Origin of the sequence: Enterobacter sp. CRENT-193 (genome assembly GCF_002787395.1) — a bacterium.
Taxonomy (GTDB): Bacteria; Pseudomonadota; Gammaproteobacteria; order Enterobacterales; family Enterobacteriaceae; genus Enterobacter; species Enterobacter hormaechei_C.
In genome coordinates, this window is the sequence record NZ_CP024812.1 from 2220972 (window position 1) to 2244658 (window position 23687).

19 protein-coding genes and 1 tRNA gene are annotated in these 23687 nt (G+C 54.0%); 9 read left to right on the forward strand and 11 right to left on the reverse strand.

Annotated elements, in window-relative coordinates:
• Positions 1-19: 19 nt before the first annotated feature.
• Complete coding sequence (nupC, locus tag CU081_RS10975) at positions 20-1207, reverse strand: nucleoside permease NupC (RefSeq protein ID WP_003861341.1); 1188 nt, start codon at positions 1205-1207, stop codon at positions 20-22.
• Between the two features lie 345 nt (positions 1208-1552).
• Between nupC and CU081_RS10980 the strand changes: the two genes are divergently transcribed.
• The gene (locus CU081_RS10980; protein ID WP_003861343.1) at positions 1553-2791 is read left to right on the forward strand and encodes an Nramp family divalent metal transporter; all 1239 of its coding nucleotides are present in this window, start codon (positions 1553-1555) and stop codon (positions 2789-2791) included.
• A 33-nt stretch (positions 2792-2824) separates the two neighbouring features.
• Here CU081_RS10980 and ypeC read toward each other — a convergent pair whose 3' ends face one another.
• The gene (gene ypeC / locus CU081_RS10985) at positions 2825-3172 is read right to left on the reverse strand and encodes a DUF2502 domain-containing protein YpeC (RefSeq protein WP_003861345.1); all 348 of its coding nucleotides are present in this window, start codon (positions 3170-3172) and stop codon (positions 2825-2827) included.
• A gap of 126 nt (positions 3173-3298) precedes the next feature.
• Positions 3299-4297, reverse strand: a complete 999-nt coding sequence (gene mgrA, locus CU081_RS10990; RefSeq protein WP_022651552.1) for an L-glyceraldehyde 3-phosphate reductase — start codon at positions 4295-4297, stop codon at positions 3299-3301.
• Between the two features lie 186 nt (positions 4298-4483).
• Between mgrA and ipdC the strand changes: the two genes are divergently transcribed.
• Positions 4484-6142 carry an indolepyruvate decarboxylase gene (gene ipdC / locus CU081_RS10995; protein WP_022651551.1) on the forward strand — a complete coding sequence of 553 codons (1659 nt, stop codon included), beginning with the start codon at positions 4484-4486 and terminating at the stop codon, positions 6140-6142.
• Here ipdC and CU081_RS11000 read toward each other — a convergent pair whose 3' ends face one another.
• Positions 6143-7378 (reverse strand): ion channel protein, encoded by a 1236-nt coding sequence (locus tag CU081_RS11000; RefSeq protein ID WP_003861350.1) that lies wholly within the window; start codon positions 7376-7378, stop codon positions 6143-6145. It abuts the gene before it with no gap.
• 205 nt (positions 7379-7583) lie between these two features.
• On the opposite strand from CU081_RS11000, the gene glk reads away from it, so the two are divergent.
• Positions 7584-8549: a glucokinase gene (gene glk, locus CU081_RS11005; protein ID WP_003861352.1), complete on the forward strand. Its 966-nt coding sequence runs from the start codon at positions 7584-7586 to the stop codon at positions 8547-8549.
• Positions 8550-8584: 35 nt separating this feature from the next.
• Here the strand turns inward: glk and CU081_RS11010 are convergent, their stop codons facing one another.
• Both CU081_RS11010 and CU081_RS11015 read right to left on the reverse strand, forming a co-directional pair.
• Positions 8585-9319 carry a LytR/AlgR family response regulator transcription factor gene (locus CU081_RS11010; protein WP_022651550.1) on the reverse strand — a complete coding sequence of 245 codons (735 nt, stop codon included), beginning with the start codon at positions 9317-9319 and terminating at the stop codon, positions 8585-8587.
• Positions 9320-9332: 13 nt separating this feature from the next.
• Positions 9333-11030, reverse strand: a complete 1698-nt coding sequence (locus CU081_RS11015) for a sensor histidine kinase (RefSeq protein ID WP_003861356.1) — start codon at positions 11028-11030, stop codon at positions 9333-9335.
• Between the two features lie 386 nt (positions 11031-11416).
• Here CU081_RS11015 and alaC point away from each other — a divergent pair, with 386 nt between their 5' ends.
• Positions 11417-12652, forward strand: coding sequence for an alanine transaminase (alaC, locus tag CU081_RS11020; protein WP_017383460.1), 1236 nt, complete (start codon positions 11417-11419; stop codon positions 12650-12652).
• A gap of 58 nt (positions 12653-12710) precedes the next feature.
• Here alaC and ypdK read toward each other — a convergent pair whose 3' ends face one another.
• Both ypdK and lpxP read right to left on the reverse strand, forming a co-directional pair.
• Positions 12711-12782: a membrane protein YpdK gene (gene ypdK / locus CU081_RS11025; protein WP_099458937.1), complete on the reverse strand. Its 72-nt coding sequence runs from the start codon at positions 12780-12782 to the stop codon at positions 12711-12713.
• A 359-nt stretch (positions 12783-13141) separates the two neighbouring features.
• Positions 13142-14062 carry a kdo(2)-lipid IV(A) palmitoleoyltransferase gene (gene lpxP, locus CU081_RS11030; protein WP_086527955.1) on the reverse strand — a complete coding sequence of 307 codons (921 nt, stop codon included), beginning with the start codon at positions 14060-14062 and terminating at the stop codon, positions 13142-13144.
• A 268-nt stretch (positions 14063-14330) separates the two neighbouring features.
• On the opposite strand from lpxP, the gene CU081_RS11035 reads away from it, so the two are divergent.
• On the forward strand, positions 14331-15710 hold the full coding sequence (locus CU081_RS11035) for a diguanylate cyclase (protein WP_022651549.1): 1380 nt from the start codon (positions 14331-14333) through the stop codon (positions 15708-15710).
• A 13-nt stretch (positions 15711-15723) separates the two neighbouring features.
• Here CU081_RS11035 and CU081_RS11040 read toward each other — a convergent pair.
• Both CU081_RS11040 and CU081_RS11045 read right to left on the reverse strand, forming a co-directional pair.
• Positions 15724-15795, reverse strand: a tRNA-Arg gene (locus CU081_RS11040).
• A gap of 75 nt (positions 15796-15870) precedes the next feature.
• Positions 15871-16800 carry a formate/nitrite transporter family protein gene (locus CU081_RS11045; RefSeq protein WP_003861364.1) on the reverse strand — a complete coding sequence of 310 codons (930 nt, stop codon included), beginning with the start codon at positions 16798-16800 and terminating at the stop codon, positions 15871-15873.
• 314 nt (positions 16801-17114) lie between these two features.
• Between CU081_RS11045 and mlaA the strand changes: the two genes are divergently transcribed.
• Entirely contained in the window at positions 17115-17867 is a 753-nt protein-coding gene (gene mlaA, locus CU081_RS11050; RefSeq protein WP_003861365.1) for a phospholipid-binding lipoprotein MlaA, read from the forward strand.
• A gap of 44 nt (positions 17868-17911) precedes the next feature.
• On the opposite strand, the gene fadL is transcribed toward mlaA, so the two are convergent.
• Positions 17912-19195, reverse strand: coding sequence for a long-chain fatty acid transporter FadL (gene fadL, locus CU081_RS11055; protein ID WP_003861367.1), 1284 nt, complete (start codon positions 19193-19195; stop codon positions 17912-17914).
• Between the two features lie 372 nt (positions 19196-19567).
• Between fadL and CU081_RS11065 the strand changes: the two genes are divergently transcribed.
• The 3 genes from CU081_RS11065 to fadJ all read left to right on the forward strand — a co-directional run bounded on the left by CU081_RS11065 (position 19568) and on the right by fadJ (position 23538).
• Entirely contained in the window at positions 19568-19852 is a 285-nt protein-coding gene (locus CU081_RS11065; protein ID WP_003861368.1) for a YfcZ/YiiS family protein, read from the forward strand.
• Between the two features lie 228 nt (positions 19853-20080).
• On the forward strand, positions 20081-21391 hold the full coding sequence (fadI, locus tag CU081_RS11070; protein ID WP_022651548.1) for an acetyl-CoA C-acyltransferase FadI: 1311 nt from the start codon (positions 20081-20083) through the stop codon (positions 21389-21391).
• Positions 21391-23538, forward strand: a complete 2148-nt coding sequence (fadJ, locus tag CU081_RS11075) for a fatty acid oxidation complex subunit alpha FadJ (protein WP_022651547.1) — start codon at positions 21391-21393, stop codon at positions 23536-23538. The genes fadI and fadJ overlap by 1 nt, the downstream gene beginning before the upstream one ends.
• The last annotated feature ends 149 nt before the right edge of the window (positions 23539-23687 follow it).

Sequence of the window (23687 nt, forward strand, 5' to 3'; positions counted from 1 at the left end):
TTTTATTACGCGGTATGAATTAGAGAACCAGTGCTGCAATAGAGGCAGACAGGACGCTCACCAGCGTTGAACCGTAAACCAGCTTCAGGCCAAAGCGAGAAACCACGTTACCCTGCTCTTCGTTCAGGCCTTTAATCGCGCCAGCGATGATACCGATGGAAGAGAAGTTCGCGAAGGAGACCAGGAAGACGGACAGGATCCCTTCCGCACGTGGGGAGAGTGTGCTGGCAATCTTCTGGAGATCCATCATCGCCACGAATTCGTTGGATACCAGTTTCGTTGCCATGATGCTGCCCACTTGCAACGCTTCGTGAGCGGGCACGCCCATCACCCAGGCAACCGGGTAAAAGATGTAGCCCAGAATACCCTGGAAGGAGATACCGAGTACGGCCGCAAACAGGGCGTTCAGCGCAGCGATCAGCGCGATAAAGCCAATCAGCATCGCGGCAACGATAATTGCAACCTTGAAACCCGCCAGAATGTATTCACCCAGCATTTCGAAGAAGCTCTGCCCCTCGTGCAGGTTAGACATCTGAATGTTCTCTTCGCTGGCATCCACGCGGTACGGGTTAATCAGCGAAAGAACGATAAAGGTGCTGAACATGTTCAGAACCAGGGCCGCAACCACGTATTTTGGTTCCAGCATGGTCATATACGCGCCCACGATAGACATGGAAACGGTAGACATTGCGGTTGCCGCCATGGTGTACATGCGGTTACGGGACATCTTGCCGAGGATATCTTTATACGCAATGAAGTTCTCAGACTGACCGAGGATCAGTGAGCTGACTGCGTTAAAGGATTCCAGTTTACCCATGCCGTTAACTTTCGATAACAGGAAGCCGATCGCACGGATAACCACCGGCAGAACGCGGATGTGCTGAAGGATACCGATCAGGGCAGAGATGAAGACGATAGGGCAGAGTACCTTCAGGAAGAAGAAGGCCAGGCCCTGATCGTTCATGCTGCCAAAGACGAAGTTGGTCCCTTCGTTGGCAAATCCGAGCAGTTTTTCGAACATTTCGGAGAAGCCTTTCACGAAGCCGAGGCCTACGTTGGAGTTCAGGAAGAACCACGCAAGTAAAACTTCAATGACCAGCAGCTGGACAACATAGCGAATACGAATTTTTTTGCGGTCTGTGCTGACCAGCAATGCAAGTGCAGTAACGACAACAAGTGCCAGGACAAAATGAAGGACGCGGTCCATATTTGCTCCAAATATGAGGCAGGTTTAATTTCCGTGCACATTCTATGTAACAAGCACAAAGAAAACGAGATCAAGCCCACACTATAGTTACATCCTGTGACGAGTCTCAAAAATAGTGATCAACAATACATTTTTGTTATGTTAGGTAAATGAGTGAAAAGTTAAGTTTGTGTGCTACGCTTCACAAATGTCTGCGCATTTTCACATTCTGTGACCTTGCTCCACCTGCCTGTCTATCGTTCCTGGCTATCAGAGAAATCATGTTAACCATTTCAAATGAACTTGATAATCATTCTCATTTTGATAGCATAAAACATAGCAAAGGCTATATTTCCAGAGGCAGAAATGACGAATAGTCGCGTAGAGAGTAGCAGCGGCAGAGCGGCACGCAAGCTGCGGCTCGCATTAATGGGACCGGCATTCATTGCCGCGATTGGCTACATCGATCCGGGTAATTTTGCGACCAACATTCAGGCCGGGGCCAGTTTCGGCTATAAACTGCTGTGGGTTGTGGTCTGGGCCAATCTGATGGCGATGCTGATTCAGATGCTCTCCGCGAAGCTGGGTATTGCTACCGGAAAAAACCTGGCGGAGCAAATCCGCGATCATTATCCACGTCCGGCAGTTTGGTTTTACTGGGTTCAGGCGGAAATTATCGCCATGGCCACCGATCTCGCCGAGTTTATCGGGGCGGCGATCGGCTTTAAGCTTATTCTGGGCGTCTCTCTGCTTCAGGGGGCCGTGCTGACCGGTATCGCCACTTTCCTGATTCTGATGCTCCAGCGGCGGGGGCAAAAACCGCTGGAGAAAGTCATCGGCGGCCTGCTGCTGTTCGTCGCTGCCGCCTATATTGTTGAGCTGATTTTCTCCCAGCCGAATCTGGCGCAGCTGACGAAAGGGATGGTGATCCCGTCGTTACCTACTTCTGAAGCCGTTTTTCTGGCTGCCGGGGTGCTGGGGGCGACCATTATGCCGCACGTCATTTATCTACACTCTTCATTAACCCAGAATCTGCATGGCGGGACGAGTAAAGAGCGCTACTCCGCCTCGAAATGGGATGTGGCTATCGCGATGACCATTGCCGGATTTGTGAATCTGGCGATGATGGCCACCGCCGCCGCCGCGTTCCACTTTAACGGGCACACCGGGGTTGCCGATCTTGACCAGGCTTACCTGACGCTGGAGCCGTTGCTGAGTCATGCCGCTGCCACTATTTTTGGTTTAAGCCTGGTTGCTGCGGGCCTTTCATCTACGGTTGTGGGGACACTGGCCGGGCAGGTGGTGATGCAGGGGTTCGTACGTTTCCATATTCCGCTGTGGGTTCGCCGCTCGGTCACGATGCTGCCTTCCTTTGTTGTGATCCTGATGGGGCTGGATCCGACCCGCATTCTGGTGATGAGTCAGGTGCTGCTGAGTTTCGGGATTGCGCTGGCGCTGGTGCCGCTGCTGATCTTCACCAGCAACAAATCACTGATGGGCGATCTGGTGAATTCGACGTGGGTGAAACGCGCCGGGTGGGCCATTGTGGTCGTGGTGGTGGCGTTAAACTTGTGGTTGCTGATAGGCACAGCCGCAGGCCTGTAAAAGAAAAAGGAGCCGGAAGGCTCCTTTTTGTTGTTAATGGTGATGGCCGTGACCGTGGCCTCTGCCTTTTCCGTGACCCCAGCCGCCACGGCGGTCGTCACGATCTTTCCAGCCTTCGCGGTAGCCGCGTTCGTAAGCCTTACGCTTATCCCAGCCACGGTGATAGCCGTTATCGTGTTTCCACCAGCGGTTTTGACGCCATTCATAATGGCGATGCCAGTAGTCACGGTCGCGCCAGTAGCCACCGTCCCAGTATCTGCCGTAGTCATCACGATCGCCAATTTGTAATTTAATCGATGGCAACAGGGTGATTTCGCCCGCATTGGCGACCAGCGGGGCCGAAGCCAGTAATACCGCTGCAAGAATCAGTGACCTGAACATACTCTTCTCCTTCACGATCGGGGCCGCTGTGCGACCTGTTAACGCAATTTTACGAGTTGGTAAACATTCGTTTCATCGCCTCAACTCCTAAATCATGAACGAGAGCACTTTTTGCTAAAAGTGTTTTTAATCTGAACTGGACAGGATCGTATCTATCGTCTTGAGCTCTTCTGCCGTGAACCGACAATTTTCAAGCACGCCTGCTGCATCATCAATTTGTCCGGTCTTGCTTGCGCCGATGAGCACGGATGTCACCGCATCGTGGCGCAGGATCCAGGCCAGTGCCATTTGCGACAGCTTTTGCCCCCGTTTTTCCGCCAGCGCATTCAGCTTACGTACCTTTTCCAGCTTTTTGTCGGTGATCTGTTCTGGATTAAGGAACTTACTGCCGCTTGCTGCGCGAGAATCCGCTGGGATGCCGTTCAGATAGCGATCGGTCAACTGTCCGCCCGCCAGTGGAGAGAAGGGGATACATCCCACCCCTTTTTGCTGCAACACGTCCAGCAACCCCTCTTCAGGCGCACGTTCAAACATGGAGTACTTCGGCTGGTGGATCAAACATGGCGTGCCCAGATCCTCCATTATTTCAATCGCCTGCCGTGCCATTTCTGCCGGGTAGTTGGACAGACCGATGTACAGCGCTTTGCCCTGACGCACCACATGGTCAAGCGCTTTCATGGTTTCACGTAGCGGCGTGTGTGGATCCGGGCGGTGGTGATAGAAGATATCGACATACTCCAGCCCCATACGCTTGAGGCTCTGGTCCAGGCTTGCGATCAGATATTTACGCGAGCCCCAGTCACCGTAAGGCCCGTCCCACATGGTGTAGCCCGCTTTAGTGGAGATGATCAGCTCATCGCGCCAGGGCAGGAAATCCTCCTGCAAAATGCGCCCAAAATTACGTTCGGCCGAACCAGGAGGCGGGCCGTAATTATTGGCAAGGTCAAAATGCGTAATACCCAAATTGAAAGCACGCTGTAAAAGTTGACGGCTGTTTTCGAGCAACGTCGCGTCGCCAAAATTATGCCACAGCCCCAACGAGATGGCGGGAAGCTTAAGACCGCTTTGCCCACAGCGGCGATATTGCATTGTCTGATAACGATTTTTGTCAGGCTGATAACCCATTTGTGAGACCTCTGGCGCTGGAAAGAAACATCCGTGTATACGTTTACACTAATCTGAAGAAAATGAGCATAGCGCAGCTTTTTTCGTAAAGCATTCTTTCCAGCCCCTGATTGTCGTCAATTCTGGACACGCTTCACGCTTATTTAATACTCAGAGTGAGGTCAACGTCAGAAGGACACTTATAATATGCGTACCCCCTATTGCGTCGCCGATTACCTGCTGGACCGACTAACAGATTGTGGTGCCGATCATCTGTTTGGCGTGCCGGGCGACTATAACCTGCAATTTCTCGATCACGTGATAGACAGCCCGGACATCTGCTGGGTGGGCTGTGCCAACGAACTGAACGCGTCTTACGCCGCAGACGGCTATGCCCGCTGTAAGGGCTTTGCCGCACTCCTGACGACATTCGGCGTTGGGGAGTTAAGCGCCATGAACGGTGTGGCGGGCAGCTTTGCCGAACATGTTCCCGTCCTCCATATTGTAGGGGCCCCGGGTATGGCGGCGCAGCAGCGAGGAGAGTTACTGCACCATACGTTGGGCGACGGCGAGTTCCGCCACTTCTATCATATGAGCGAACCCATCACCGTTGCGCAGGCGGTGCTTACGGAACAAAACGCCTGCTATGAAATTGACAGAGTCCTGACCACCATGCTGCGGGAGCGCCGTCCGGGCTATCTGATGCTGCCCGCCGATGTGGCGAAAAAAGCCGCTACACCTCCTGTAAGCGCTCTCACTGTTAACCCCGCACCGGCCGATTCAGCCTGCTTGCAGGCGTTCCGTGAGGCTGCCGAAAAGCGCTTGTCTACGAGCAAACGCACCGCGCTGTTAGCGGACTTCCTGGTACTCCGCCACGGTCTGCGCGCGGCCCTTCAGACGTGGGTGAAAGAGGTGCCGATGGCACACGCCACCATGCTGATGGGCAAGGGAATTTTTGACGAACGACAGAGCGGTTTTTACGGCACCTACAGCGGATCGGCGAGCGCCGCGCCGGTCAAAGAGGCCATCGAGGGTGCTGATACGGTGCTGTGCATTGGCACGCGCTTTACCGATACGCTCACTGCCGGATTTACCCACCAGCTTACGCCAGACCAGACGATAGAGGTTCAGCCTCACGCGTCCCGCGTCGGCGACGTCTGGTTTACGGGTATCCCGATGAGGGAGGCCATTGAAACGCTGACAGCGCTGTGTAAAACCTATGTTCGTGATACGCGAGCGCCATCGGATCACAGCGGCTTTTCGTTCCCGACTATTGAAGGGGCGCTGACTCAGGAGAGCTTCTGGCGTACCCTGCAAACGTTTATTCGCCCCGGAGACATTATTCTGGCTGACCAGGGGACGTCTGCTTTCGGCGCTATCGATCTGCGTTTACCGGCGGACGTGAACTTTATCGTCCAGCCGCTGTGGGGATCGATTGGCTACACGCTGGCGGCGGCGTTTGGCGCGCAAACGGCGTGTCCGAATCGACGCGTGATTGTCCTGACGGGCGACGGCGCCGCGCAGTTGACCATTCAGGAGCTGGGATCCATGCTGCGCGACAAGCAGCGCCCGATTATTCTGGTGCTTAACAACGAAGGATACACGGTGGAAAGGGCCATCCACGGGCCGGAGCAGCGCTATAACGATATTGCCCTCTGGAACTGGACGCAGATACCGCAGGCGCTGAGCCTGGCGCCTCAGGCAGAGTGCTGGCGCGTCAGCGAAGCGGAAGCGCTGGCGGAGGTGCTGGATAAAGTGGCACACCATGAGCGGCTTTCGCTGATCGAGGTCATGCTGCCGAAAGCCGATATTCCGCCGCTGCTGAGCGCGCTGACCAAAGCGCTGGAGGCGCGCAATAACGCCTGATTACCTGTCGTTTCGCCATGCCATCAGCATCGGTTTGCCCGCCAGCAGGAGCCAGGCGGGCAACATCACGATACAGAGCAGCGGCAGAAGCGTGGTATCCGGCACGACAACGGCCGCCATAAACAGGCTCAGCCACGCATCGCGCGTGACCACCAGTACCAGCCCCAGAATGGAGCAGGAGACGGTAATCGCCGCAGGGACAGCGTCAACGTGCTCATGCAGCATCAGCCCCAGCGCGACGCCAACAAATACCGCCGGGAAGATACGACCTCCCCGGAAACCACAGGCCGCCGCGACCACCAGCGCCGCCAGTTTCACCAGCGCGAACAGCAGATAATCTGAGACGCTGAAGACCTGGCTGAAGGCCAGCTGCTGCATCTCGTCCAGACCCTTAAACAGCGTAACCGTCCCGCCGATAGCGCCTAAAACGCCCAGAATAAAACCCCCCATGCCCAGAATCAGCACCGGATGCTTCAGCCTGTGCATCAGGCGATGCAGGCGAGGAAGACACCACACCGCGACCATCCCCAACGCAATGGCGATCGCGACGACGACGGCGCCGCTGAAAATATCGGTGAGTTGCATCTGGCCGTAGTGGGGAATGGAGAGTGAAAAATGGGGATGGAAAAACAGGCTGGTGGTGAGGGCTCCCGCAGCGGCGGCCATTAGCGGCGCGAAGAGTTTATCCCAAAGCGGCACCTCATGATCACTGCTGAGCGTTTGCGAAAAAATGAGCGCAGCCGCGACCGGAGTGCCAAACAGCGCCCCGATGGTGCCAGCGGAGGCCAGGATCGTCCAGTCCAGCGCGCCAACGCGCGGGAAAAGACGCGCCCCCAGAAAGACCGCCAGCGCGATATTCACCGCCATAATGGGATGTTCAGGCCCGAGGCTTACGCCGCCCGCAAGACCGATTATCAGCGCGATGATAAGCCCCGGCAGAGCCGAGGGGGAGACAGGCGCGCCAATCAAGGGTTCCAGTGCCGGGTCCGGCCCGGCATGGCCCGGGCTATAGCGGATCACCAGCCCTACGGCAATCCCGGTCAGGGTCAGCATCACCATGATCCAGCCCGGCGAGTCAATGCTGATGCCGAGTTTTACCGGAAGCGCGGTCCATAAAATCGTTTGCAGCACCGCCGCCACTTTCATGACGACGATGAGCACCAGGCTCGACGCCACGCCAATAATCAGCGCCGGGACAGCCAATAACAGCATGGTTCTGGCTCGCGGATGGAGCATGATGATTTCCTTGTACAAAACGGCTTAACGTTACTTTGCACAATCAGCATTGTGGCAATAGTGCAAAAGGTGCTGAAACGGTAAAGTTATTATGTGACGAAGATCGATAATCCATGGGCAGTCACCTTCTGGTCGTTGTTGTTATCACGCCTTGAATTTACAGTGTCCCAAAGATTTATTCTGACTTTAGCGGAGCAGTAGAAGAATGACAAAGTATGCTTTGGTAGGTGATGTAGGCGGCACCAACGCGCGCCTTGCCCTGTGCGATGTGAACAGCGGTGAAATTTCTCAGGCGAAAACCTATTCAGGGCTGGATTACCCAAGCCTGGAAGCGGTGGTTCGCGTCTATCTGGAAGAGCATAAAGTGAGCGTTGAAGACGGTTGTATCGCCATCGCCTGTCCGATTACCGGCGACTGGGTGGCGATGACCAACCACACGTGGGCCTTCTCAATTGCCGAAATGCGGAAAAACCTCGGCTTCTCGCACCTTGAAATTATCAACGACTTCACTGCGGTTTCCATGGCTATCCCAATGCTTAAACCAGAGCATCTGATTCAGTTCGGCGGTACGGCCCCGGTTGAAGGCAAACCGATTGCCGTTTACGGCGCGGGAACCGGTCTGGGGGTGGCGCACCTGGTCCACGTCGACAAACGCTGGGTCAGCCTGCCGGGCGAGGGCGGTCACGTGGATTTTGCGCCGAACAGCGAAGAAGAGGGCATTATTCTTGAGGAGCTACGCGCCGAGATTGGTCACGTGTCGGCCGAGCGGGTGCTTTCTGGTCCGGGTCTGGTGAACCTGTATCGGGCGATTGTCAAATCAGACGGTCGTCTGCCGGAAAATCTGCAACCGAAAGATGTGACCGAACGCGCGCTGGCCGACAGCTGTATTGACTGCCGCCGTGCTTTGTCGCTGTTCTGCGTCATCATGGGGCGTTTTGGCGGCAACCTGGCGCTGAACCTTGGCACCTTTGGCGGGGTCTATATTGCGGGCGGGATCGTGCCGCGCTTCCTCGATTTCTTTACCGCCTCCGGCTTCCGTGGCGGCTTCGAAGACAAAGGCCGCTTCAGGAGCTATGTCCAGGACATTCCTGTTTACCTGATTGTCCACGACAACCCAGGCTTACTGGGATCCGGCGCGCATCTGCGTCAGGTTCTTGGTCAGATCCTCTGACGCTCATTTCCCTCTCCTGCGGGAGAGGGAACGTGCTACAGGTGCATGAGCTGGCGGAACTCTTTCACTCTGCTGCGGCTTACCGGCACCTGAAAATCCAGATCCTTCAGCCGCAATATATAGGTGTTGTTAAACCAGGGTTCGATTTCGCGGATCTTGTTCAGGTTGACGCAGAACGAGCGGTGGCAGCGGAAGAAGTGGGCGGCCGGGAGTTTATTGCAGAATTCGGTGATGTTCATCGCCATGACGTAGGATTCACGCCGCGTATAGACAAATGTCATTTTTTCATGCGCTTCGGCATAGTAAATATCGTCGACAGGCGTGACGATGATCCGTTCGTCCTTCACCAGATTAATTGTGTCGTTTTCCCGCGCTACCGGGCTGGCACTGGCGGGTAAGGACTGCTGCTGCTGCCACGCGGCTTCCAGCTTATGCAGCATGCTGATAATACGCGACTCCTGGTACGGCTTTAGAATATAGTCAAACGCCTCAAGCTCGAAGGCCTCCACGGCATGCTCTTTCCACGCGGTGACAAACACAATAAACGGCTTGTGGGCGAACTGATTGATATTTTGCGCCAGCAGGACGCCGTCCAGCGACGGAATATTAATATCGAGGAATATCGCGTCGACCCGGTTATGCTGTAAAAATTTCAGCACGTCCAGACCATCCTCAAAACAGCCAACAATCTCCATCTGGCTGTGGGTTTTGATAAGCCAGCTCAACTCCTGTTGAGCCAGAAATTCATCTTCTACGATGATGACTTTCATCTGTTACTCCGGCCTACGGCAACAAGGATATTGGGGCATTCACGGGCGTTCGCTCATTCGGAACATAAAAGGCAATTTCGGTGCCCGGCTCAAGGCGGTGAATATGCAGCCCGTCACCGTACAGCAGTTTGACCCGGTGATGCACATTCAGCAGTCCGATCTTGTTGCCTGGCATTTCGTTTGATTTGACGCGTTCGATAACTTTCGGATCGATGCCGTGCCCGGTATCGCGCACGGCGATACGCACGCGGTTACCGCTTTCCGTTACGCTAATTGTTACCACGCCTTTGCCTTTACACGGCTGAATACCGTGAACAATGGCGTTTTCCACCAGAGGCTGGATCAGCAGGCTTGGGATCACGCAGTTGACCTCTTCATCAATATCGTAAATGACCGTCAGCTTATCGCCAAAGCGAGCCTGCTCGATCGCGATGTAATCCTTGATTTGATACAGCTCTTTTTTGATGTCGATCTGCTCGTCGTCTTTTAGCTCAATGTTGTAGCGAAGATAGCGCGACAGATTAAATATCAGCTGCCGCGCGGTGTCCGGATTCAGACGGATGGAAGAGGAGATAGCGTTCAGCGCGTTAAACAGAAAATGGGGATTGATCTTGCTTTGCAGGGCGCGCAGCTCTGCCTTATTTGCCATCTCGCGCAGCTGCTCTGCACGCGAAACCTCTAGTTGAGTGGAGATGATCTGCGACAGGCCAATCGCCATCTCCTGGAGCGAGGAGGTGATTTGGTGCGCATGACAGTAGTAAATTTTCAGCGTCCCCGTGACCACGCCTTTTTCCCACAGCGGGATCACCAGCATTGAGTGGATCTCTGGCGTCCGGTGGGCTTCGTCATTGTTTTTAATGATGATTTTTCCGTAGTTAATCGCCTGTCTGGTGGTCGGGCTGATGGTGTCGTCGCTGTCGCGATAATTGTGCTCACCAACGCCAACGTAAGCCAGCACGTGATCAATATTGGTGATAGCGACCGCATCGGCGTGAATATCACGGCGGATGATATCGCAAACCTGACGTAAAGATTCGGCGTTAACGTGCCGGAAAAGCGGCAGCGTCTTGTTGGCGATATCCAGCGCCAGCTTGGCCTGACGCGCGGCGCTGGCCTCTTTTTCACCTTCCACGCTTTGCACCAGCAGCACGATAAAACCGATACAGACGCTCCCGAGGATCATCGGAATACCGATCTTCGAGACGATATCCAGCCCCAGCGCAACGGTTGGCGCCCAGACGATGACCAGGATCATGGTCAGCGTTTCGCAGACCATCCCCGCGATAATCCCTGCACGCCAGTGCTGCTTTTTCGGGATTTTGCGGTTAATCCAGCCCGAGAGCAGCCCGGCAATAATGCTGGTGATAAAGCAGGGAACTGCCGTCACGCCGCCAATATCAATCAGGTATCGATGGGTGCCAGCGATAATGCCTGTGATAATCCCGACCCAGGGACCAAAGAGGATCCCGCCCGACATGACGGCGATGATGCGCACGTTCACCAGCGAGCCTTCTACCGGCACCCCGGACCAGGTGCTGAACAGGGCAAACATCGAAAAGATAAACGTGACGGCCAGCAGCTCTTTTGGCGAATGGGCAGATTTATGCAACAGTTCGCGGAACAAGCGGATGCGGATAAGGAAAAAGAGACAGATCAGCATTAATGCCGCGCGGTCGAACACCGCGAGGAGCATATTGAAGATTTCGTGCACGGTCAGGCCTGGGAAAACGGGAAAAATCTATGATAGAAAACATAGGGCCTGATGACCAGCTATCCATCAGATTTATCAAATGGGGAAAAACCATAAGTCTCAAAGGGGATTGATGGCGTTTGACTGAAAGCCGGCGCTTTTCCGTTTGGGGAGAAACGTCAGGTAACGATACTGAAAATATTGTGTTAAATTGTAGAGCTTAAAACTGCCTGTTCGCGATAGGAGTTCCGCTTTTCACTGCAATCGCATTCCCGTTTTAGAGCAAAATATTGTTTTGCCGTTATCCTCTCGACAGCCTCTTTTTCTTCAGGTTATTTTCTAAGCATGCCACACGGGTGGCAGCGTCGCTCGGACGGTCCGGGCGCTAACGTGACTCTGAGGAATCTATGGCTGAATTCAGTCCTGAACGCCGTTTTACGCGTATCGATCGTCTCCCCCCTTATGTTTTCAATATCACTGCTGAACTGAAAATGGCTGCGCGTCGGCGCGGCGAAGACATTATCGATTTCAGTATGGGTAACCCTGACGGCCCAACGCCGCCGCATATCGTTGAGAAACTCTGCACGGTTGCCCAGCGTCCCGATACCCATGGGTATTCCACCTCGCGCGGCATTCCACGCTTACGTCGGGCGATCTCCCGCTGGTATCAGGATCGTTATCAGGTCGATATCGATCCTGAAAGTGAAGCGATTGTGACCATTGGCTCCAAAGAGGGGCTGGCCCACCTGATGCTGGCGACGCTGGATCACGGCGATACCGTACTGGTGCCGAATCCGAGCTACCCGATTCACATCTATGGGGCGGTGATTGCCGGGGCGCAGGTGCGTTCTGTCCCGCTGGTGGAAGGCGTCGACTTCTTTAACGAGCTGGAACGGGCGATTCGTGAAAGCTATCCGAAGCCGAAAATGATGATCCTCGGTTTCCCGTCAAACCCAACGGCACAATGCGTTGAACTCGAATTCTTCGAGAAAGTGGTCGCGCTGGCTAAGCGTTACGACGTGCTGGTGGTACACGATCTCGCCTACGCCGATATCGTTTATGATGGCTGGAAAGCGCCGTCAATTATGCAGGTACCGGGTGCCCGTGATGTGGCGGTTGAGTTTTTCACCCTGTCGAAAAGCTACAACATGGCGGGCTGGCGAATTGGTTTTATGGTGGGAAACAAAACGCTGGTGAGTGCCCTGGCGCGTATTAAAAGCTACCATGACTATGGCACCTTTACGCCGTTACAGGTCGCGGCCATCGCGGCGCTGGAAGGGGATCAGCAGTGCGTGCTCGATATTGCCGCTCAGTACAAACGCCGTCGTGATGTGCTGGTAAAAGGGCTTCATGAAGCAGGCTGGATGGTGGAAATGCCTAAAGCCTCCATGTACGTCTGGGCGAAAATCCCCGAGCCGTATGCGGCGATGGGTTCTCTGGAATTTGCCAAAAAACTGCTTCAGGATGCGAAGGTTTGCGTCTCTCCAGGCATTGGCTTTGGTGACTACGGTGACACGCATGTGCGTTTCGCGCTGATTGAAAACAGCGACCGTATTCGTCAGGCAGTGCGGGGCATTAAAAGCATGTTCCGTGCGGATGGCCTGCTTGCAGCGAAGAGCGTTGCGGAACAACCCGAGTCGTAACAGACCCCAAAAAAAACAGGCGCCAACGGCGCCTGTTTTTTTGACTGCATTTTCTTAACTAGATCATCAGAGCAAACGTTCCGGCCCAAACTAAAACAATAACCGAAATGCCCATAAAGAAATATTTCACGTTTCATCGCTCCGCGTATCTTCCGGTACGCATTAAAAAAACAGAGTCCAACTGAGTATAGAGAGTTGAAATCATGCGAAAGGGGAAATCGGAATTATCCCGTTACGTCGCTAACTTCAGCTCTGAATTCTGTGCTTTCCTGTCGCCAGACGGCGCTAATGTACGCCTAAATTTCAGGAGTGACAAGAGGCATTTTTTTAAATAATTTCCGACACTTACGAGTGTCGTGGAACGGCGACAGTTTGATTTCGGTACGCAATAAATGCCTGTTGAGCGACGGTCGATAAAAGCCGTTACGCACTGTGATTACAGGTGTTTGAAAAGGTTAGTTTCTTAGCGAAACTAACCTTCGAAAGGGGTCAGATATAGAGTGAGGCTTCGCCCAGGGGACGGGTTTTAAAGCGGCGGTGCATCCACAGATACTGCTCAGGCGCACGCATAATCTCAAACTCAATCACCTTATTGATAAAGGTCGCGGCTTCACTCTCATCTTCAGGATAGTTCGCCATCTCTGGGGAGATATGCAGACGATAGCCTGACTTATCCGCTTTTCTGACCATGGTCACCGTCAACATCGCGGCGCCTGAGAGACGTGAAATCACAAAGGTACCGTTCGTCGTAGCGACATCTTTAACCGCAAAGAAAGGGGCAAAGCTGCTGCCTTTAGGACCGTAGTCCTGATCCGGGGCAAACCAGACTGCTTCACCTTTTTTCAGGGCGCCAACCATACCGCGCAAATTGTTACGGCTGATCATCGCCTTATTTGAACGCATGCGGCCCCGCGTTTGTACCCATTCCATCAGCGCGCTGTTATGCGGGCGATAGGTTGCCATCATCGGCTGACAAAGGCCCATAACGCGGCCACCCAGCTCAAGCGACATAAAATGCACACCCACAACCATCACGCCGCGGTTTTGCATCTGGGCACGTTTCAGGTTATCCAGACCTTCCACGTCAAACCATTTACGGACACGCTCGTCTGGCCAGAACCAGGCCATACCGGTTTCAAGCAGCGCCATACCGATAGATTTAAAGTTTTCCGCAATCAGCGTTTCGCGCTGCTGCGCATTGTAATGCGGAAAGCAAAGTTCGAGATTTTTTCGGGCAATGGACTCACGACGCTTAAGGAAGTGACGCGATGCGCTGCCGAGCTTCGAACCCAGGAAACGGATCACGGGATAAGGAAGTTGAACCAGCAGCCAAAGTACGCCAAGGCCAAACCACGTAAACCAGTAGCGCGGGTGCAGAAACGCCCGCTGAAATTTGGATTGAGACAAAATAGTGGAACCTATGTAAAGCCTGTGAAGGTAGCGCAGACTTCGCGATACCACGTGCCATTAAGACCGTAGGACGAGGTCATGGTTGCAGGCTTTACCGTTCTTTACGACGTTGCCTGGCCATTGCTGACTTGGGTGGGCGGCATAATGTAGCACCGTTATACATTATGAGCTATCACTCGTTTTTGTTTAAAAAAGCGGCAATTGCGGAGTGGTTTGATTTTGCTATTGTTAAATCTGCGTTCCCGCATGCCTCCTGAAGGTGCAGACCATGGAAACCTACCTGCAAACGGTGAAAGAAGAATGGGTGAAGCTAATTAATGAAACCGATCCCGATGTGCATCGGCTTGCGACTGAGCTTGCCAGGGACAACGCAACGCCCCTGGTCGCTGAATTCTATCGTGTTGTGCTGGCAGATCCGTCGGCAGCTGAATTCCTGACCACCGAACAGGTGGAGAGGCAGCTTCAGGAGGCGCTTCGTCGCTGGCTTATTGATGTGCTCTCATGCCGTGTGGAGCAGGTTGAAGAGCAGATGCGGGCGCAGCAGCGCGCTGCGGATGTTCATGCCCGTATTGGTATTTCGGTTGATTTAGTTGAAATGGGCTTCCGTGTTCTGAAAAAGCTGCTGTTACCTGTCATTACTACCAGCGCCCATTCGCCTGAGGTGAAGCTGCATATTTATCACTACGCGATTAACAGTATCGATCTGGCCATGGAAGTGATGTCGCGGGCCTATGTATTTAGCGAGAACAATGCGGCGAAAGAGGACGAAAATTACCGCATCTTTTCCTTAATGGAGAACGCAGAAGAGGAGAAGGAGAGACAGACCGCGGCGCTGCTGTCATGGGAAATGGTGCTTCTGTATAAGATCACGCTTAATTCCAGTATCGGCAACAGTCTGCCGCTGGGGCAGTCTGAATTTGGACTGTGGTTTAGCCATAAAGGTCGGTACTATTTCAGCGGGATCGCTGAGGCTGGTCATATCTCTCGTCTGATTCAGGAATTCGATGACCTTTTTAACGAGGTCCGTCTTTCAGGGCAGGGTCTGAGTGATAAAGCGCAGCGGGATAAATTCTTGCAGCGAATGCGTAATACGCTCTCGCAAATCATCACGCTTTTGCGCGAACTGTTTGACGAAGTGTCGCGACACGAGGTGGGGGTTGATGTCCTGACCCGCCTGTTGAATCGCCGTTTCCTGCCAACCATCTTCAAACGCGAAATCCTGCACGCCACCCGGGCGGGAACAAAGCTCTCGACGCTGCTGATTGACGTCGACAAATTTAAACAAATCAACGATACCTGGGGGCACAATACCGGGGACGAGATCCTGCGAAAAGTCTCCGGCGCGTTCTACGACAACGTGCGAACCTGTGATTACGTTTTTCGCTACGGCGGCGATGAATTTCTGATTGTGCTAACGGAAATCTCAGAGGTGGACGCGCTGCGAATCGCCGAGCGTATCCGCAGGCGGGTGGAAAAAATCAAGGTTAACTCCCCAACCGGCGATATTATCCCGCTCTCCCTCTCGATAGGCGTGGCGATGTTCAACGGGCATCCCGATTACGAGCGATTGATTCAGGCGGCGGATGAAGCCTTATACGGCGCGAAACGGCGTGGCCGAAACTGCGTGGAGCTTTGGAAGGGGGCGTAAGGAAAGACAGAAGTGTCCCCTGCAGGAATCGAACCTGCAACTAGCCCTTAGGAGGGGCTCGTTATATCCATTTAACTAAGGGGACGAAGCGGCAAGAGTATAGCGTTATTTACACTTTTCGTTAAGCGCATTGCCGCCTGACTGGTCAAAGAGTCACCGTTCACGCCGATTTTTCGGCAGTTTTATCCTTTTTTTCCTGAGCCTTAAGCTCGGCCTTACGCTTGTTGGACATGTCGTTACGGATTTGCGCATGGCTCAACAGCGCAAAGATAAAGGTCCCGCCACAAATGTTGCCTGCGAGGGTTGGCAGGGCGAACGGCCAGAAAAAGTCGCTCCAGTGGAGTGTGCCGTTAAATACCAGATAAAGGATTTCAACGGTTCCGACAACAATGTGCGTGGTATCGGCGAGTGCGATAAGCCAGGTCATCAGGATAATCACCACGATTTTCGCGCTGCCCGCTGAGGGGAACATCCACACCATAGTGGCGATGATCCAGCCGGAAATTATAGCATTAGAGAACATTTCAACCGGCGTGTTTTTCATCACATCCATGCCAATTTTCACAAATGCGTCGCGGGTCGGTTCATCAAATATTGGCATATACTCGAACGCCCAGGCGGCTATACCCGTACCGATGAGGTTCCCCAGCAGCACGACGCTCCACAGGCGCATCAGTAAACCGAAATTACCGAGGGTCGGATTTTGCATGACGGGCAGTACGGCAGTGACGGTATTCTCCGTAAAAAGCTGCTGTCTCGCCATAATGACGATAATAAAGCCGAACGTGTAGCCTAAATTTTCCAGCAAAAACCCGCCCGGTACGCCTTCCAGCTGAACGTGAAATATCCCTTTGGCGAGCAAAGAGGCGCCCATTGACAGACCGGCTGCAATGGCTGACCACAGCAGGGCCATCGCGTCGCGCTCCATCTCTTTTTCCCCGTCCTGGCGAATATGCTCATGAATAGCCATGGCGCGTGACGGCAGGCGATCTTCATCGACTTCTATCTCTTCTCCCCGGTCTTTCTCCTCACTTTCAATCTCAAGTTCTTCATTGTTCTCGCCAATTTTTTCTTCGTTAATGTCTTTCATAACAGCTCCTTCGGGGTAATTGCTCATTTAAGCGTAGCGGCTTTTAGCGCCTTGCCCGTGGGGATGCTCTTAAATTGCTGTAAATGGCAATAAAGGTGAGACATCTCTTTCAAAGCCAATATAAAATTGCCAGCGAAACGAATTCTGAAAGACAGGCTATGCTGAAATTAGCGTGATGACGCGAGCGGGTCGTCATTGTCCTCGTAGACATCGGTAAGCGTGCTGTTACAATCACTTGCACGTTTCAGGCGGAGCATCACCGGCTCCGTCACAGATGGCATTCAACGATAGCCATATTGAACAGGGAGAAATTTATGAAGCTTCGGCTGTCGGCGCTTGCGCTGGGCGTAACAATGCTTGTGGGCTGCGCCAGCTCTGGCGAGCAAACGGGACGCTCCGATCCTCTCGAAGGATTTAACCGTTCAATGTACAGCTTTAACTATAATGTGCTGGATCCGTATCTGGTTCGTCCGGTTGCCGTGGCATGGCGTGACTACGTTCCGCAGCCGGCGCGTAACGGGCTGAGCAACTTTACCAGTAACCTGGAAGAGCCAGCGGTTATGGTCAACTACTTCCTCCAGGGCGACCCGTATCAGGGGATGGTGCATTTCACCCGCTTCTTCCTGAACTCCCTGCTGGGTATGGGCGGCTTAATTGATGTCGCGGGCATGGCGAACCCGAAATTACAGCGTGAACAGCCGCACCGTTTCGGCAGCACGCTGGGGCATTATGGCGTAGGTTATGGGCCGTATGTGCACCTGCCATTCTACGGCAGCTTTACCGTGCGTGATGATGGCGGCGACATGGTGGATACGTTGTATCCGGTGCTGTCATGGCTCACCTGGCCGCTGTCGATTGGTAAATGGACCGTGGAAGGAATTGAAACACGTGCGCAACTGCTGGACTCTGACGGTCTGCTGCGTCAGTCTTCCGATCCGTACATCATGGTCCGCGAGGCCTACTTCCAGAACCATGACTTTATTGCCAACGGCGGTAAGCTGAAGCCGGAAGATAATCCGAACGCGAAAGCCATCGAGAACGAATTAAAAGATATCGATTCGGAATAAATAAAAAAGGTGAGCGATGCTCACCTTTTTTAATCGTGTTGGGATTAGAACGCGTAGTTGAAGTTGGTACCAAACAGCCAGGCTTTACCTTCAGAGGTAAACTCGTAAGGGCCTTCCTGGAAGGTTACTTTCTGTCCATGCATGTACGACACGCCCGCGTCGATAGAGGCATTCTCGTTGAACGCGTAGGTTGCCCCCGCACTCACCCAGAAACGGTCCTGATCCGGAATGGAGATAGAACGCTTATCTGCCGGTACCGGGCTGTCATCAAATGCCACGCCAGTACGGAACGTCCAGTTGTCATCCATATAATAGGTCGTACCAAGTGCGATACGGTAAGCATCGTGGAAGCTTTCGTCTTTATAGAACAGCGTCTGGCCGTTGCTGCCGGTGGCTTTCAGCTCCTGGAACTGGCTCCAGCTGGTATACGCGAGGCTATAGTGAATAGCCCACTGCGGCGCAACGCGGTTATAACCTGACACTTCCCACATTTCTGGCAGATGCAGTGACAGTGAACCCGGTACGGTTTGATTCGAGGTACCCCATGGAATGGTGGTGCCTGCGCCCGGTACCATACCGTTGACTGGGCTCAGGATGCCGCTTTTGTAATCGCCATCGAAGTCAATCTTCACTTCTGAGCGGTAGGTCAGACCCCAGCGGTTGTTTTTATCCAGTTCATACAGAATACCGGCGTTCCAGCCGTAGCCCCATTCATCGCCTTTCAGGCTGGCAATTTTATTGCTGTTTTTCGGCAGCGCAGCAGTTTGCTCCCCGGAGTAACGCTCGATTTTTGCATCGGCGTAGACAGCATCAAAGCCCAGACCAAAGCTCCAGTTATCGTTCAGACGATATGCGCCGCTCAGGTTGAGGTTCAGGGTCGTCAGGTCGGTTTTACCGCCGTATTCCCCGGCCGGATAGTTGTTATTGAACTCCGTTGCCAGGCCATAGTTAGAGGTGACAGAGGCACCCCAACCAAACTGTTCATTGATTGGCGCAACAAAGTGCAGGTTAGGCACCCACGCGGTCGGCGCAATGTTATCCGCCTTCAGATCTGCGCCGGTGAACTGAGATTTGCCAGAAATATTGACATCAGGATCGATGTAAACCGCACCGGCAGAGAAGGTAGGGCGATCAAACATCATGATCAGCGCCGGGTTACGGCTCGCGTTGCCTGCGTCATCGGCAATCGCACCTTCCCCGGAATACGCACGGCCAAGGCCAGAGGAAGAAAATTCGTTTAACTGGAAGCCCGCTGACCAGGCGGACGTTGAGACGATTGCCACTGCAACTGCTAAAGCAGTTTGTTTGAACAGGGTTTTCTGGCTCATGACCATAACCTCATTGAGTTATTTTTATTCAATAATTGTTACATACCGTAACAGGAGCGCGAAGTGTAGGGTCTGAGGTATGACTTACAAATCAGACCAGTGGCGAGAGTATAGGTCTGACCAGCTGGGATGTTGCAAGTTTGTTTATTAATATTTTCAGATATGTTTCTTGAAACGAGATCTGGTTGGCAAAATTGTGACCAGTGCGATTCCTCTGAAAAGGGGAATTTTGTTTTAGATCATTTTTTAGTGTGATATTGCTCACTTATCCGATTTTGCGCCATTAACGGCTGGAGGGGGCTCGTCCGGGGGCGTAAAATAGACGCATCGTGTTTATCTCGCGCCCTGCGCGAATACAGAGGAAATTGAGCTATGAGTAAATGCAGTGCTGATGAAACCCCGGTTTGCTGCTGTATGGATGTTGGCACCATTATGGACAACACCGATTGCACCGCCTCTTACAGCCGCGTATTCCCTAACCGTGCTGAAGCGGAAGAGACGCTGGCCGCGCTGAGCCAGCGCGCGCGTGAAGTCGAATCCGATCCGTGTGAAATCAAATCCACCTTCACGGAAGTGGAAGGCGGCGTGCAGCTGGATATCGACTTTGTGTTCGCCTGCGAAGCAGAAACGCTGATCTTCCAGTTAGGCCTGCGTTAATACTTTTTGCACGGGCCTATGATCGTGTAGGCCGGGTAAGGCAACGCCGCAACCCGGCAACAAATCTCACAAATGCCTCTGCTATGCAGGGGCATTTTCTTTTTCTTCTCTGTGCCTTAGCTCGCAATTTTTCGCTTCCCCGATTGGCTCAATGTAAAAAAATAGTTAAGACTATTATCAGGTCAGACCACTTAATGTGCGCGCAAAATTTTTTTACAGGGGAGTGTTATGAGTCAGGCATTACCGCTTATCACCCGACACGGTGACCGCATTGCCATTATCAGCGGGTTACGTACGCCGTTTGCGCGTCAGGCAACCGCGTTTCACGGTATACCGGCTGTCGATCTGGGAAAAATGGTAGTGGGGGAGATGCTGGCTCGCAGCGAGATCCCGCCAGAGGTTATTGAGCAACTGGTTTTCGGCCAGGTGGTGCAGATGCCGGAAGCACCCAATATCGCGCGTGAAATCGTGCTGGGTACCGGCATGAATGTTCATACCGACGCCTACAGCGTCAGCCGCGCCTGCGCCACCAGTTTCCAGGCGGTGGCGAACGTGGCGGAAAGCCTGATGGCGGGGACCATTCGCGCGGGGATCGCCGGCGGCGCGGATTCCTCCTCCGTGCTGCCCATCGGCGTCAGCAAACAGCTGGCCCGCATCCTCGTGGATGCCAACAAAGCTCGCACTACCGGTGCAAAGCTTAAACTCTTCTCGCGTTTACGCCTGCGCGACCTCATGCCCGTGCCACCTGCCGTTGCTGAATACTCCACCGGCCTGCGCATGGGCGATACAGCCGAGCAGATGGCAAAAACCTACGGTATTACCCGCGAACAGCAGGATGCACTGGCGCATCGCTCGCATCAGCTCGCTGCGAAGGCCTGGTCGGAAGGCAAACTTGCCGACGAGGTTATGACGGCTTATATCCCGCCTTTCCGCGAACCGCTGGTGGAAGATAACAATATCCGTGGCACCTCGACGCTGGAGGATTACGCAAAACTGCGCCCGGCGTTTGATCGTAAACATGGCACCGTTACGGCGGCCAACAGTACGCCACTGACGGACGGTGCCGCCGCCGTGATCCTGATGACGGAATCCCGGGCGAAAGAGCTTGGCATCACACCGCTGGGCTATTTGCGTAGCTACGCCTTTACCGCCATTGATGTCTGGCAGGACATGCTGCTCGGTCCGGCCTGGTCCACGCCGCTGGCGCTGGAGCGCGCGGGGCTAACGCTCTCCGATCTCACGTTAATTGATATGCACGAAGCCTTTGCCGCACAAACGCTGGCAAACGTGCAGCTTTTGGCGAGCGAACGTTTTGCCCGCGACGTGCTGGGCCGCGCCCACGCGACCGGCGAAGTGGATCAGAGTAAGTTTAACGTGCTTGGCGGATCCATCGCCTACGGCCATCCATTTGCGGCGACCGGCGCGAGAATGATAACCCAGACTTTGCACGAGCTGCGTCGCCGCGGCGGCGGTTTTGGTCTCGTTACCGCCTGTGCGGCGGGCGGCCTGGGTGCAGCAATGGTTCTGGAGGCTGAATAATGGAAACGACATCTGCATTTAACCTGGCTGTTCGCCTTGATAACGTGGCTGTTATCACCATTGATGTACCCGACGAAAAGATGAACACCCTGAAGGCCGAGTTCGGCGTTCAGGTGCGTGCGATGCTCAGACAGATCCGCGAAAACAAAGCGATACGTGGCCTGGTATTTATCTCGGCAAAGCCGGATAACTTTATTGCCGGGGCCGATATCAACATGATTGCCCGGGCGAAAAGCGCTCAGGAAGCAGAAGACCTGGCGCGTCAGGGGCAGCAGGTAATGGCGGAGATCCATGCGCTGTCGATACCCGTTGTCGCTGCGATCCACGGGGCCTGCCTGGGCGGTGGGCTTGAGCTGGCGCTGGCCTGTCACAGCCGCATTTGTACCGACGATGCGAAAACGGTACTCGGACTGCCGGAGGTACAGCTTGGATTGCTGCCCGGTTCAGGTGGCACGCAGCGCCTGCCGCGTCTGGTGGGCGTCAGTACGGCGCTGGAGATGATTTTAACCGGTAAACAGCTGCGCGCCCGTCAGGCATTAAAGGCGGGTCTGGTTGATGAGGTCGTTCCGCACGCCATCTTGCTTGAGGCCGCCGTTGAGCGGGCGCTGAAAGGTCGTCAGGCGAAACGCCCTCTGCCGGTGCGCGAGCGTATCCTCGCCGGGCCGCTGGGGCGCACGCTGCTGTTCAATATGGTGGGTAAAAAAACCGAGCAAAAAACCAAAGGGAATTATCCGGCAGCGACGCGCATTCTGAAGGTGATTGAAACCGGTTTATCGCAGGGCAGCAGCAGCGGTTATGCTGCGGAAGCGAAAGCCTTTGGCGAGCTGGCGATGACGCCGCAGTCGCAGGCGCTGCGCGGCATTTTCTTTGCCAGCACGGAGGTTAAAAAAGATCCGGGCAGTGAAGCTGAACCGGCTCTGCTGCGCGCCGTTGGCGTTCTGGGTGGTGGGCTGATGGGCGGCGGCATCGCATTTGTCACCGCCAGCAAAGGCAAATTGCCCGTACGTATCAAAGATATCAACCCTAAGGGTATCAACCACGCGTTGCAGTACAGCTGGCAGAACCTTGATCGCAAAGTGAAACGCCGCCATATCAAGGCCAGTGAGCGCGATAAAACCCTCGCGATGATCACTGGCGCCACCGACTACAGTGGGTTTGCACACCGCGATCTGGTGATTGAAGCCGTGTTCGAAGATCTGGCCCTTAAGCAGCAGATGGTGGCGGACGTTGAACAGCACTGCGCGCCGCACACCATTTTCGCGTCAAATACCTCGTCTTTGCCGATCGGCGACATCGCGGCGAAAGCCGTGCGCCCGGAGCAGGTGATAGGGCTGCACTATTTCAGCCCTGTCGAAAAAATGCCGCTGGTGGAGGTTATCCCGCATGCCACAACCAGCCCGCAAACTATTGCCACCGTGGTGAAGCTGGCGAAAAAACAGGGCAAAACCCCGATTGTGGTCGCGGACAAAGCCGGCTTCTACGTCAACCGCATTCTGGCACCGTACATTAACGAAGCGATGCGGTTGCTGACGGAAGGGGAGAAAATTGAGCACGTCGATGACGCTCTGGTGAAGTTTGGTTTCCCCGTCGGCCCAATCCAACTTTTGGATGAGGTAGGAATTGATACGGGGACTAAAATTATCCCTGTGCTGGAAGCGGCTTATGGCGATCGTTTTGCGCCGCCTGCAAACTTTGTTTCTGCAATTTTGAAGGACGATCGCAAAGGCAGAAAAAATGAACGCGGTTTCTATCTTTACGCCGCGAAAGGGCGTAAAAGCAAGAAACAGGTCGACCCTTCGGTTTATGCGCTTATTCCTGTCATGGGTCAGGCAAAATTGTCGGCGGTTCAGTGTGCTGAGCGCTGCGTAATGATGATGCTCAATGAAGCGGCGCGCTGCTTTGGTGAGCAGGTGATCAAGAGCGCACGCGACGGCGACATCGGCGCCGTGTTTGGTATCGGTTTTCCGCCATTCCTTGGCGGTCCGTTCCGGTATATGGATACCCTCGGGGCGGGTGAAGTGGTTGCGATTCTGCAACGTCTGGCCTCGCAATATGGTCCACGGTTTACACCTTGTGACGAATTATTGCAGATGGCGGAACGGGGTCAGACATTCTGGCCCGTAAGGGAAACTGATTGCGTAAACTGAAGTCAAAGAAGGGTAAATCCTGAGGTGATGGAACCTGTTCTGGCGAAATTGTAAACAGAGATTGACTATACTTACGCCATTGAGGTAAAAAACAGCGTTTCATTCACCGAATGGATCAGGCACAATGCCCGGCCATCGGGTTTTCTACC